The organism is Streptomyces avidinii (assembly GCF_045161815.1).
Classification (GTDB): Bacteria; Actinomycetota; Actinomycetes; order Streptomycetales; family Streptomycetaceae; genus Streptomyces; species Streptomyces avidinii.
This window is the reverse complement of sequence record NZ_CP108863.1, coordinates 5211755-5224719: the sequence shown is the minus strand read 5'-3', so window position 1 is coordinate 5224719 and position 12965 is coordinate 5211755. Positions and strand designations below refer to the sequence as shown.

General features: G+C 71.9%; 11 protein-coding genes. 4 read left to right on the top strand and 7 right to left on the bottom strand.

The window, feature by feature from the left end:
- Positions 1-78 precede the first annotated feature (78 nt).
- Entirely contained in the window at positions 79-480 is a 402-nt protein-coding gene (locus OG373_RS23475) for an SsgA family sporulation/cell division regulator (RefSeq protein WP_397730617.1), read from the top strand.
- 96 nt (positions 481-576) lie between these two features.
- Here OG373_RS23475 and OG373_RS23470 read toward each other — a convergent pair whose 3' ends face one another.
- On the bottom strand, positions 577-2775 hold the full coding sequence (locus OG373_RS23470) for an MMPL family transporter (protein WP_405440117.1): 2199 nt from the start codon (positions 2773-2775) through the stop codon (positions 577-579).
- A gap of 131 nt (positions 2776-2906) precedes the next feature.
- Entirely contained in the window at positions 2907-3497 is a 591-nt protein-coding gene (locus tag OG373_RS23465; protein ID WP_030717084.1) for a TetR/AcrR family transcriptional regulator, read from the bottom strand.
- A gap of 150 nt (positions 3498-3647) precedes the next feature.
- Here OG373_RS23465 and OG373_RS23460 point away from each other — a divergent pair, with 150 nt between their 5' ends.
- A complete protein-coding gene (locus tag OG373_RS23460) occupies positions 3648-6929 on the top strand; it encodes a S41 family peptidase (protein ID WP_405440115.1) in 3282 nt (1093 codons plus the stop codon).
- Positions 6930-7052: 123 nt separating this feature from the next.
- Here the strand turns inward: OG373_RS23460 and OG373_RS23455 are convergent, their stop codons facing one another.
- The 4 genes from OG373_RS23455 to OG373_RS23440 form a co-directional block, all read right to left on the bottom strand.
- The gene (locus tag OG373_RS23455) at positions 7053-7229 is read right to left on the bottom strand and encodes a hypothetical protein (protein WP_405440114.1); all 177 of its coding nucleotides are present in this window, start codon (positions 7227-7229) and stop codon (positions 7053-7055) included.
- Positions 7230-7318: 89 nt separating this feature from the next.
- A complete protein-coding gene (locus tag OG373_RS23450; protein WP_189971262.1) occupies positions 7319-8203 on the bottom strand; it encodes an SDR family oxidoreductase in 885 nt (294 codons plus the stop codon).
- A complete protein-coding gene (locus tag OG373_RS23445; RefSeq protein WP_405440111.1) occupies positions 8200-9126 on the bottom strand; it encodes an alpha/beta fold hydrolase in 927 nt (308 codons plus the stop codon). Before OG373_RS23445 ends, OG373_RS23450 begins: the two co-directional genes overlap by 4 nt.
- Positions 9123-10757: a flavin-containing monooxygenase gene (locus tag OG373_RS23440; protein ID WP_405444170.1), complete on the bottom strand. Its 1635-nt coding sequence runs from the start codon at positions 10755-10757 to the stop codon at positions 9123-9125. Before OG373_RS23440 ends, OG373_RS23445 begins: the two co-directional genes overlap by 4 nt.
- A 180-nt stretch (positions 10758-10937) precedes the next feature.
- Between OG373_RS23440 and OG373_RS23435 the strand changes: the two genes are divergently transcribed.
- Positions 10938-11633, top strand: a complete 696-nt coding sequence (locus OG373_RS23435) for a MerR family transcriptional regulator (RefSeq protein WP_397730626.1) — start codon at positions 10938-10940, stop codon at positions 11631-11633.
- Here OG373_RS23435 and OG373_RS23430 read toward each other — a convergent pair.
- A complete protein-coding gene (locus OG373_RS23430) occupies positions 11615-12418 on the bottom strand; it encodes an exodeoxyribonuclease III (RefSeq protein WP_405440108.1) in 804 nt (267 codons plus the stop codon). The two genes, OG373_RS23435 and OG373_RS23430, sit on opposite strands and share 19 nt — an antisense overlap.
- Before the next feature lie 38 nt (positions 12419-12456).
- Between OG373_RS23430 and OG373_RS23425 the strand changes: the two genes are divergently transcribed.
- Positions 12457-12945: a GNAT family N-acetyltransferase gene (locus tag OG373_RS23425; protein WP_405440107.1), complete on the top strand. Its 489-nt coding sequence runs from the start codon at positions 12457-12459 to the stop codon at positions 12943-12945.
- Positions 12946-12965: the final 20 nt, after the last annotated feature.

Sequence of the window (12965 nt, the reverse complement as noted above, 5' to 3'; positions counted from 1 at the left end):
CCGTGCGCTTTCGTGGGAATGTGCGAGGCTGGACAGGACAAACGGACGCAAATGTTCCGATATCGAGGAGTCTTGTCGATGTCAGCCACCGCCGAGAATCCACCAGCGACCGCCACCGCAACCGCCGTCGAGGAGCGGGTCCGTGCCCGCGTCATCACGGACGACCCCCTCTACCGGACCATCCCGGTCGCCCTGCGCTTCGCGGTCGCCGAGCCGCTGGCCGTACGGATCGTCTTCCCGGCGGGCCTGTCCCCCGAGGGCACCGACAACGAGTGGGTCTTCCCCCGCGCACTCCTGGAGGCGGGCCTCCAGGCCCCGACCGGGACCGGGGACGTACGGGTCTGGCCCTGCGGCCGCGTCCAGGCGGTCGTCGAGTTCCACTCCCCCGAGGGTGTCGCCGTGGTGCAGTTCGACATCGCCGCCCTGCGCCGGTTCCTGCGGCGTACGTACGCCCCCGTGGCGGCCGCCGCCACCCGTTAGGCGCAACCGGGCCCGGCCCCGTACCACCCGGTGATCGGGCGGTACGGGGCCGGGCCGTCCTGTCGGCAGGTGCGGGGCCGACGGGGTTTCGCGGGGTCAGGCGTTGACCAGCTCGCGGTCCTTGTCCGGGCCCTCCGGGGACTGCGCGGACTCCAGGTGCTTGCGCAGGCTCTCGCCCTCCACGTCCACGTTCGGCAGCAGCCGGTCCAGCCACTTCGGCAGCCACCAGGCCTTGTGCCCGAGCAGTGCGAGCACCGCCGGGACGATGGCCATGCGGACCACGAAGGCGTCGAAGAAGACGGCGACGGCCAGACCGAAGCCGATCATCTTGACCATCTGCTCGCTGGCCCCGATGAAGCCCGCGAACACCGCGATCATGATGACGGCGGCGGCCACGACGACCCGCGCGCTGTACTGGAAGCCGGTGACCACGGCCTGGCCCGGGCGCTCGCCGTGGACGTACGCCTCACGCATCCGGGTGACGAGGAAGACCTCGTAGTCCATGGCCAGACCGAAGACGACACCCACCATGAAGATCGGCATCATCGACATGATCGGACCGGTCTGCTCCACTCCGAAGACCGAGCCGAGCCAGCCCCACTGGAAGACCGCGACGACGGCGCCGAGGGCGGCGACGACCGAGAGCAGGAACCCGAGGGCCGCCTTGAGCGGGACCAGGATCGAGCGGAAGACGAGCATCAGCAGCAGGAAGGCGAGGCCGACGACGAGCGCCAGGTAGGGCAGCAGCGCGTCGTTCATCTTCTGCGAGAAGTCGATGTTCATCGCGGTGGCACCGGTGACGAGGACGTCGTCCCCGCTGCCGTCGCGGATCTCGTGGACCAGTTCCTCGGTGTGCGTGGAGGACGGGCGGTCCTTCGGGATGACGGTGATCACCGCGGCGTCGCCGGCCTCGTTGAGGGTCGGCGGGGTGACCGCGACGACCCCGTCCAGGCCCTTGATCCGGTCGGCCGTCTTGTCGGCCAGCGCCTTGTCGCCGTCCACGACCACCATCAGCGGGCCGTTGAAGCCCGGGCCGAAGCCGTCGGACAGCAGGTCGTACGCCTGGCGCTGGGTGGTGGAGACCGGCTGGGCGCCGTCGTCCGGCAGGCCCATCTCCAGCTTGCTCGCCGGGATGGCGATGATGCCGAGACCGATCACACCGGCCAGCAGCACCATGACCGGACGGCGCAGGACGAAGCGGGCCCAGCGGGTGCCGCCGTTGGCCTTCTTCTCGGCGCCGGCCGGCTTGCCCTTGCCGAACAGGCGGCTCTTCTCGCCCGCGGGCAGCACCTTCTTGCCCGCGAAGGCGAGGATGGCCGGGACCAGGGTGAGCGCGACGAGCACGGCGATGACCACAGTGCCCGCGGCGGCGAAGCCCATCTTGGTCAGCATCGGGATGTTGACGACGGCCAGGCCCACCAGGGCGATGACCACGGTCAGGCCGGCGAAGACGACGGCGGAGCCGGCGGTACCGACGGCGCGGCCCGCGGCCTCGTCGCGCTCGCGGCCCTCGGCGAGCTCCGCGCGGTAGCGGGAGACGATGAAGAGGGCGTAGTCGATGCCGACCGCGAGGCCGATCATCGTCGCGAGGGTGGCGGTGGTGTTGCCGAGGTCCAGCACGTTGGCGAGCGCGGTGATGGAGGAGACGCCGATGCCCACGCCGATCAGCGCGGTCAGCAGCGGCAGACCGGCCGCGATCAGCGAGCCGAAGGTGATGACGAGGACGATCGCGGCGACCGCGATGCCGATGATCTCGCCGGATCCGGTCTCGGGGGCGGCCATCAGCGCGTCACCGCCGATCTGGACGTTCAGCCCGGCGGCCTCGGCGCCCTCGCCCGAGTCCTTGAGCGCGTCGCGGGTGGCGTCCTTCAGCTCCATGCCGCTGACGTTGTACTTGGCACTGATGTAGGCGGTGGAGCCGTCCTGGCTCACGGCCCGGGCCTCGTACGGGTCGGCGACGGAGGAGATCTCGGCCGCGCCCGGTCCGGCCTTCAGACCCGAGACGATCTTCTGGACCTCGGCCTTGGGGCCGGGGTCGGTGACCTTGGCGCCCTCGGGGGCCTTGATGACGATGCGGGCGGTGGCGCCGTCGGCGGCCATGCCCGGGAAGCGCTTGTCCAGCAGGTCGAAGGCCTTCTGGGCCTCCGTGCCGGGTATCGAGAACGAGCCGGAGGTGGGCGCTGCCGCCGAGGCGGCGCCGAAGCCGGCGGCGAACAGCAGCGCCACCCAGAGGAGGGCGACGAGGCCGCGGCGCCGGAAGGCGCCCCTGCCGAGTCGGTAGAGGAAGGTAGCCACGTCGGTGGTTCTCCCGTTCAGGTCGTGGGATGGATCCGGATCGGATCAGGGCGTCGAAAGCCGGCCCGACGACGAGAGCGGCGTGTCAGGAGCAGCGGGGAGGCGGTGCCGGGGACGGGGTGGAGCGAGGATCAGACGCCGAGGGCGGGGAAGACCACGGCGTCGATGAAGTCACCGAGGAAGGCCCGGTCCACCGGGCGGTCCTCGATCAGCGGGAGCGCGATGAACGCCCCGATGAGCATGTGCGGTACGAAGTCGAGCGCGGGACAGTCCGGGCGGATCTCGCCCCGGTCCACCGCACGCCGCAGCATCGCCTGGAGACCGTTGATCTCCGGGTCGACCAGCAGGTCGCGCAGGGCCTTGTGCAGCTCCGGGCTCTCGTGGACGGCATGGGCCAGACCCCGCATCAGCGCGGTGTCCTTGGCCATCTGCGCGTCGTCGGAGTGCTCGACCATGCGCGCGAAGTCCCCGCGCAGGCTGCCCGTGTCGATCTCGCGCAGCGAGACCGGCTGGGTGCACCGCAGGGCCTTGGCGACCAGTTCCGGCTTGCTCCCCCACTGGCGGTAGAGGGTGGCCTTGCTGGACTTCGTACGGGCGGCGACCGCGTCCATGGTCAGCGCCTCGTAGCCGACGTCACGCAGGAGGTCGAGGACCGCCTCGTGCAGTTCGGCCTGTCGTTCGGGGGTGATCCGGCTGCGCCGAGCCGCCATCGCCTCGGTCATCTCCGTCTCCCGTCCGATCGAAACTGTTCCGTACGCTTAAGACCATACCCCCACTCCAAGCGAAACGAAACCGTTCCGTTTCGCTTGTGGGGGTGGCATGGATCACCTGTACGAGTTGCCATGGCCCCCCTGCGCGGAAAGCATTGGGGGGTGAGTCACGACGTCGCGTACCTCCGGTTCCCGCACCTGCACGACGACCTTCTCTGCTTCGCCGCCGAGGACGACCTCTGGGTCGCCCCGCTGGTCCCCGACGGACGGACCCCCGGGCGGGCCTGGCGCATCACCGTCGACCGGACCCGGGTCGGCCACCCGCGCTTCTCCCCCGACGGCAAGCACATCGCCTTCACCAGCTGGCGCAGCCTCGACCCCGAGATCCACCTCGCCCCGGTCGACGGCGGGCCCGCCCGCAGGCTCAGCTACTGGGGCGCCCTCGACACCCGCGTCTGCGGCTGGACCCCGCCCGACGAGGACGGCCGCAGCGACATCCTGGCCGTGTCCTCGCACAGCCAGCCCTTCTCCTACTTCGCCTGGGCCTACACCCTCCCGACCGACGGCAGCCCCGGCGGCCGCCTGCCCTGGGGGCCCGTCTCCGACATCCAGGTGCAGGCCACCGAGGAGGGCGAGCGGCACTCCCTCCTCCTCACCGGCAAACCCCCGCACGAGCCCGCCGCCTGGAAGCGCTACCGCGGCGGCGCCACGGGCCGGCTGTGGCTGCACGGGCAGCGGCTGCTGGAGGACGTCGAGGGACACCTCGACTCCCCGATGTTCGTGGGCGGCAGGATCGCCTTCCTCTCCGACCACGAGGGCATCGGCAACCTGTACTCCTGCCTGCCCGACGGCAGCGATCTGCGCCGCCACACCGATCACGAGGAGTTCTACGCCCGGCACGCCTCCAGCGACGGCTCCCGCGTCGTCTACCAGTGCGCCGGCGACCTCTGGCTCGTCGAGTCCCTGGACCGGGACGCCGTCCCGCGCAGGCTCGACGTCCGCCTCGGCGGCCCGCGCGCGGGCCGGCGTACGTACCAGGTGCCCGCCGCCAGCCATGTCGACTCGCTCTCCGTGGACACCACCGGGCGCGCCAGCGCGGTCGTGGTGCGCGGCAGCCTCTACTGGCTGACCCACCGCGACGGCCCGGCCCGGACCATCGCCGACACCCCGGGCGTACGGGTGCGGCTGCCGGAGATGCTCGGCAGCGGCGGACAGGTCGCCTACATCACCGACGCCGAGGGCGAGGACGCGATCGAGATCGCCTACCTGCCGCGGGCCTCCGGCGAACGGGAGCCGCGCCGACTGGCCTCGGGCCAGTTGGGGCGGGTCACCGAACTGCTCTCCGACCCGGACGGCGAGCGGCTCGCCATCGCCTCCAACGACGGCCGGCTGCTGCTCATCGACGCCACCGAGGAGTCCAACGGCGAGGTCACCGAGCTGATCGCATCCATCAACGGCCCCGTCACCGACCTGGCGTTCTCCCCCGACGGGGCCTGGCTGACCTGGTCGCACCCGGGCATCGGGCGGTCGCTGCGGCAGATCAAGATGGCCCGGATCTCCGGCCCCGGCGCCCGGGTCATCGTGGACGTCACCAACGGCCGCTTCGAGGACGAGAACCCGGTCTTCACCCGGGACGGGCGCTACCTCGCCTTCCTGTCGTGGCGCGGCTTCGACCCGGTCTACGACGTGCACACCGGCGACCTCTCCTTCCCGCTGGGCTGTCGCCCGTACCTGGTGCCGCTGTCCTCCGCGACCCCCTCCCCCTTCGCGCTCTCCGCCGAGGGGCGGCCCGCGGCCGGCGGGCTCGAACTGGCGGAGGGCGACTCGGGCGAGGCCGACGGAGCCGTCACCGTGGAGGTGGAGGGGCTGGAGAGCCGGGTCACGCCGTTCCCGGTGACCGCGTCCAAGTACTCGGCCCTGTACCCGGTGCACGGCGGCGGGCTGGTGTGGCTGCGCTGGCCGATTTCGGGCGCGCTCGGCGAGACCTTCGCCAACCCGGCCGACATCAGCGGCAAGCCGACGCTGGAGCACTTCGACCTCACCAAGGCCCGCAAGACCGAACTGGCCTCGGGGCTCGACTGGTTCGCGGTCAGCGGCGACGGCACCCGGCTCGTGATCAACGACGACGGCGACCTGCGCGCGGTCCCGGCGACCGAGTCGGGCGACAGCGACTCGACCGTCTACCTGGACCTGCGGCGCATCCTGCACGAGGTGGACCCGGCGGCCGAGTGGCGCCAGGCCTACGAGGAGGCCGGGCGGATCATCCGCGCGTACTTCTGGGAGCCGAAGATGTGCGGCATCGACTGGGACGGGGTGCTGAGCCAGTACCGCTCCCTGGTCGAACGGGTCGCCTCGCCCGACGAGTTCGCCGACCTGCTGCGCGAGGTCCTCGGCGAACTCGGCACCTCGCACGCCTACGTCTCCCCCGCGCGCCGCAATGAAGGCCCCCCGCACTACCAGCGGGCGATCGGCCTGCTCGGCGCCAACCTCTTCCCCCGGGACGGGGAATGGGTGGTCAGCCGGATCCTGCCCGGCGAGTCCTCGGACTCCAAGGCCCGCTCCCCGCTGGCCGGCACCGGCATCCGGGAGGGCGCGGTGCTCACCCATGTCGACGGGCGGCCGGTGGACCCGGTCGCCGGGCCCTACCCGCTGCTCGCGGCGGCGGGCGGGACCACCGTGGAGCTGACCTTCCAGCCCGCGGCGGGCGAGGGCCGGGCCCGCCGGGTCGCCATCGTGCCGCTGATCGACGAGCGGCCGCTGCGCTACCAGGACTGGGTGTCCAAGCGGCGCGAGGCGGTCCGGGAGATCAGCGGCGGCCGCTGCGGCTACCTCCACATCCCCGACATGGGCGGCTCGGGCTGGGCGCAGTTCAACCGCGACCTGCGGATGGAGATGTCCCGGCCCGCGCTGATCGTGGACGTGCGCGGCAACGCGGGCGGGCACATCAGCGAGTTGGTGGTGGAGAAGCTGACCCGCTCCATCCTCGGCTGGGACCTGACGCGCAATGCCCAGCCGGTCAGTTACGCCTCCAACGCGCCCCGCGGTCCGATCGTGGCGCTGGCCGACGAGGCGACCTCCTCGGACGGGGACATGATCACCGCGGCCTTCAAACTGCTGGGCCTGGGACCGGTGGTGGGCCTGCGCACCTGGGGCGGGGTGGTCGGCATGACCGGCCGCCACACCCTCGGGGACGGCACGGTGATCACGGTGCCGATGAATGCCGCCTGGTTCCCGGAGTACGGCTGGTCGGTGGAGAACCACGGCGTGGAGCCGGACCTGGAGATCCAGCGCACCCCGCTCGACTGGGCGGAGGGGCGGCACGCCCAGCTCGACGACGCCGTGCACCTGGCACTGGAACTGCTGGAGCAGGACCCGGCCGCCGTGCCGCCCGGCTACACGGACGTACCGGACCGGCGCCGTCCGAAGCTGCCGCCGAGGAAGTGAGCGCTCCCGCCAGGGGGCGAGCGCTCCCCCGCACGAGGCGAGCGGGGTGCGCATGCGCAAGGGGCGCGATCCCCGGGACATCGGGGATCGCGCCCCTCGGCGCTCGGTATCCGGTTCCGGCCGTCAGGTCCGGTCGTCGAGCTCGTCGCGGATGTCGTCGAACGACCGCTGCGGCGAGTCCTGCGGCTGCGGTGCGCGCGCGGACCTCTCGTCCCGCGCGCCCTTGCCGGGCTTCTGCGCGTGCCGCGCCTTCTCCTCGATCTGCTGCGCCTTGTCCTGGAACTGGTCCTTGATACCCATGCTGTTCACTCCATGAGGGGTGTCGTCGGTGGGGCCCGGTGGTGAGGCCTCGACCAGACTTGCACGGGCGGACAAAGCACGCATTTCGATCAGTGACTCTGCGTGCGCTCCTTCTCGTCGGCGGCCCCGCCGGCCCCGACGAGCCCCTTGGACACCTGACCCAGACGCGGCTCGAAGTGCCGCATCTCGCGCTGCCCGACCGTGGCGATCATGCCGGGCAGGTAGCCGCGGATCCCCTGCATGCCGCGCAGCCACCACTGCGCGTACACGTGCGCCGAGCGCCGCTCGATGCCCGCGACGATCCGGTCGACGGCCGGCCCCAGCGGGTACGTACGGTTCGACGGCCACGGCAGCCGCTGCCGCAACTCCCGCATGACCTCGTCCTGATCGGCCCCGCGCACCATGTCCGTGTCGGTCCAGGAGAGGTAACCGACCCCGACCTTCACCCCCTTGTGGCCGACCTCCGCGCGCAGGCAGTGCGCGAAGGCCTCGACCCCGGACTTGGAGGCGCAGTAGGCGGTCATCATCGGCGCCGGGGTGATCGCGGCGAGCGAGGCGATCTGGAGGAAGTAGCCCCGGCTCTCCATCAGTACGGGCAGGAAGGCGCGGGCGGTGACGGCCCCGCCGATCAGGTTGACCTCGATCACCCGGCGCCAGGCGTCCGGGTCCGAGTCGGCGAACGGCCCGCCCGCGGCCACGCCCGCGTTGGCGACGACGAGGTCCACCTTGCCGAAGCGCTGCTTGACCTCCTCGGCGACCCGGGCCATGGCCTCGTGGTCGGTGACGTCGGCGTACCAGTGGTCGCTGTCGGTGTGCAGCCGCTCGGAGACCTCCTTGAGGGCCTCCGGCTCCAGGCCGACGAGGGCGACCTTCGCGCCGCGGGCCGACAGCTTGCGCGCGAGCAGCTCGCCGACCCCCCGGGCGGCACCGGTGACGACGGCGACCTGGCCTTCCAGACTCCTGCGAGCGCTCACGGCGTCTTCTCCTTCTCGGTGGTGTCGAGGTACAGCTCGGTCAGCTCGCGCAGGGCTCCGGTGACGGCCTCGGGGGCCTCGACCGGGGTCATGTGCCCCATGCCGGTGAGCTCGGTCAGGCCCACGCAGTTCGGCAGTGCGGCGGCCAGCCCGCGGGCGTGCACGATCGGGGTGAGCCGGTCGGCGGTGCCGCCGATGACGGCGGTGGGCACGACGAGGCGGGCCACGTCCGCGTCGAGGTCCAGCCCGGCCAGCACCCGGGACCAGGCGTGACGCACTCCGGTGGGGCAGGCGTGGACGATACGGGCGCACGCCTCGACCTTGTCCGGCGCGGAACCGGGTCCCATGGTGGCGTACTTCAGGATCTTCCGTGCGACGGGCGTGACCGGCCCGAGGGGGGCGCGGGAGCCGAGGACCGCGCCGGTGACACGGGTCCGGGCGCGCCCGGCGCGCACCGGCAGCACCTGCGCCTCGGCGACCAGCCGGGAGCTGCCGGTGCTGCACAGCAGCGCGGCCGCGGCGTGCTCGGCGAACTCCGGCCGGGCCGCCGCCGCCATGATCGTCATGCCGCCCATGGAGTGCCCGGCGACGACCGCGCGCTCCCCGGGGACGAGAGCGGCCTCCAGGACCGCGACCAGGTCGTCGGCGAGGACGGTGGTGCTGTGCGTCCGGGCGGCGGGGCTGCGCCCGTGCCCGCGCTGGTCGTAGGCGACGACCCGGTGGGTGGCCGCCAGGGCCCGGATCTGCGCGGCCCAGAAGGCGGTGGAACAGGTCCAGCCGTGGGCCAGCACCACGGCCGGCGCCCCCTCCTCCCCGTGGACCTCGACGTGCAGCCGGGCCCCGTCGGCGGAGACGGCGACGAGCTCGCGCCGCGCGGCGGGTGGTGCGTAGGGACCGGAGAGGACGTGCCGCGGGCGGCTCACGCGACGCCCTCCGCCGCCCGGGCCCCGTCCTCACCGGCAGTGGGCTCGCCCACACCAGCCCCGCCGGCGATTGAGGCGCGGGGGTCCGGGGGCAGCGCCCCCGGCAACGGCGCCGCAGCAGAGGCAGCCGCGACGACCACCGGCACCCGCTCCCTCACCCGCACGACCTCGTACTCGGCCAGATCGACGCTGCGCGTCTCGCGGCGGAACTCGCCCGTCGTACCGGGCCAGACGGTGGTGTTGCGGCCGTTCGCGTCCAGGTACCAGCTGGTGCAGCCACCGGTGTTCCACACCGTCCGCTCCATCCGGGTCTGGACCTGACGATTCCACTTGTTCACGGCGGAGGGGCGCGCGGCGAGCGCGACCTTCCCGCCCAGCATGCCCAGCTGCCGCAGGTAGTCGGCCATGTAGTTCAGCTGCGACTCGATCATGAGGATCATCGAGCTGTTCCCCAGGCCGGTGTTGGGGCCGATGATCGTCATCCAGTTGGGGAAGCCGGCCGCGGTCGCCCCGCGCAGCGACTGCATCCCGTCCTTCCACTCGTCCGCGAGGGTCCTGCCCTCCGCGCCCACCACCCGGTCGGCGATCGGCATGTCCGTGACGTGGAAGCCCGTACCGAAGACGATCGCGTCGACCTCGGTCTCGGTCCCGTCGGCCGCGACCAGGACCGAGCCCCGGATCTCCTTCAGCCCGGAGGCGACCAGGTCCACATTGGGCCGCGCCAGCGCCGGGTAGTACTCGCTGGAGAGCAGGATCCGCTTGCAGCCGATCCGGTAGGTGGGCGTCAGACTGGCGCGCAGCTCCGGGTCCTTGATCGACCGGGCCATGTTCGCCTTCGCGAGCGCTTCGACGAGTCCGAGCTGGTTCGGCCGCTTGGTGAAGGCGCTGACCTGGAGCTCCCGGATGCCCCACAGCAGTCCCCGGCGCGCGGCGCGGGTGAAGGGCAGCTGCCGGTGCAGCCAGCGTTCCACCGCGGAGATCGCCCGGTCGGTGCGCGGCATCACCCACGGCGGTGTCCGCTGGAAGAGCGTCAGGCGCTCCACGTCGGGGGCGATGGCCGGCACGATCTGGATCGCGGAGGCCCCCGTACCGATCATGGCGACGCGCTTGCCGGCGAGGTCGTAGTCGTGGTCCCAGCGCGCGGAGTGGAAGACCTTGCCGGGGAACCCGGCGAGTCCCGGCACCTCCGGCAGCTTCGGCTCCGACAGCGGCCCGGTCGCCGAGACCACCACGTCGGCGGTCAGCTCGCCCTGCGCGGTCTCGATCTCCCAGCGCAGCTCGTCCGCGTCCCAGCGCATCATCAGGACCTCGGAATCGAGCCGGATGTGCCGGCGCAGCCCGAAGGTGTCCGCGACGTGCTCCAGGTACTCCCGGATGGCGGGCTGCCCGGAGAAGGTCCGCGGCCAGTCCGGATTCGGCGCGAAGGAGAAGGAGTACAGGTGCGACGGGACGTCGCAGGCGCATCCCGGATAGCTGTTGTCCCGCCAGGTTCCCCCGACCGAGTCGGCGCGCTCCAGGACGACGAAGTCCGTGATCCCCTCGCGCCGCAGCCGCACGGCCGCCCCGAGTCCGCCGAATCCTGACCCGATCACCGCCACTCGTACGTGCTCGCGCCCCTCGCGCCCGCCCATGCCGCCCATGCCCGCCGCCTTCCGCTCATCCGCAGTTCCAGCCACGCAACGCCGCAACGCACCACACCATCGAAACACTGCCAGCAATCACTGGCACAATCGGGAGGGTAGAGCAGCCCTGTACTCATGGGTAGGGGTCGGACCCGGAAAGTTACTGCCGGTACGCCATAGGGTGCGTCTGTGGCGAAGGAAGAGACGCAAGCGAAGACGGTGCGCGAGTACCGCACGGAGGAACTGGCCGAGGCGGCCGGCATCCCGGTCCGCACCCTGCGCTTCTACCGCGAGCGCAAACTGCTCCCACCGCCCCGCCGCGAGGGGCGCATCGCCTGGTACGACGATCACCACCTGGCCCGGCTGCGCACCATCGCCGCCCTGCTGGAGCGCGGCCACACCCTCGGCGGCATCGCCGAACTCACCGCCGCCTTCGAGAGCGGCCGCGACGTGAGCCAGCTCGGCGAGCTGCTCGGCATCGGCTGGTCCGAGGAGACCCCGGTCCGGCTCACCCCGGAGGCCCTGGCCGACTACTTCGAGGGCGAGGTCACCCCGGAGAACCTGGCGGCCTCCCTGGACCTCGGCTACCTCGCCGTCGACGGCGACGCGATCGTGCACGTCAGCCGCCGCCTGCTGGACGTCTCCTCGGCCCTGGTCCGCGAGGGCGTCCCGCTGGCGGCGGTCCTGGAGACCGGCCGGCGCGTCCGCGAGCACGCGGACGCGATGGCCCTGCTGTTCACCGAGCTCATATCGACCCACATCTCACCGGACTCGCTCACCCGGCTGCGCCCACTGGCGAAGAGCGTGGTCGAGGCCGAGCTGACGATGGCGATGGACCGCCTGCTGGCCTCCGGCACGGATTCCGGTCAGACACCCAGCTCGTAGACGACGGTCACGGGCGCGTGGTCGGACCAGCGCTCGGGGTGCGTCTCGGCCCGCTCCACGAAGGCCTTCACGGCCTTCGCCGCCAGCCCCGGGGTCGCCACCTGGAGGTCGATCCGCCAGCCGGCGTCGTTGTCGAAGGCCCGCCCGCGGTAGGACCACCACGAGTACGGCCCCTCGGTGTCCGGGTGCAGCTCCCGCACCACGTCGACGTAGCCCGCCTCCGAATACACCTTGCCGAGCCACTCCCGCTCCTCGGGGAGGAATCCCGCGTTCTTGCGGTTCGTCTTCCAGTTCTTGAGGTCGGCCTCCTGGTGGCAGATGTTCCAGTCACCGCACACCACGACCTCGCGGCCGTCGGCGGCGGCCCGCTCCTTCAGCGCCGCCAGGTACGTCAGGAACTCCCCCATGAACCGGTACTTCTCGTCCTGCTTCTCCGTCCCCGCCTCGCCCGAGGGCAGGTAGAGGCTGGCCACGGTCACACCGGGAAGATCGATCTCCAGGTACCGCCCGCTGCCGTCGAACTCCGCGCTGCCGAATCCGACCTGCACCCGCTCGGGCGCCCGCCGCGTGTAGAGCGCGACACCGGCCCGCCCCTTGACGGCGGCCGGCGCGAAGACGGTGTGCCAGCCCGCGGGGGTCCGGACCTCCTCCGGAATCTGCCCCTCCTCGGCCCGCACCTCCTGGAGGCAGACCACATCGGCGTCGGATCCGTCGAGCCACGCCCCGAAGCCCTTCTTGGCGGCGGCGCGGATCCCATTCACATTCACGGAGGTCACAGTGAGCATCCCAGCACCATAGCGGGATGGTTCCGTACGATATTCGAATGTCTCACCGGATAGACCTTCGCACCGTGCCGTACGACCACCCGGACGCGGTCAAACTCAACGACCAGGTCCAGCTGGAGTACCAGGAGCGGTACGCCGGTGAGGGCGACGCCACCTTCCTGGACCCGGCGATGTTCGCCCCGCCGCAGGGCCGCTACCTGCTGGCCTACGACGCCACGGGCACCCCGGTCGCCAGCGGCGGGTGGCGCAGCCAGGACGAGAACGACGAGGGCTACGCGGACGGCGACGCCGAGCTCAAGCGCATGTACGTCGTCCCCGAGGCCCGCGGCCTGGGCCTGGCCCGCCGCATCCTGGCCACCCTGGAGGACGACGCCCGCGCGGCGGGGCGCGACCGCATGGTCCTCGAAACGGGCGACCAGCAGCCGGAGGCGATAGCCCTCTACCTCTCCTCGGGCTACACCCTGTCGGCGAAGTTCGGCCACTACCGCCACTACGACTCCAGCCGCTGCATGGCCAAGCCGCTCTGACCCTGCCACCAGCCCATCCA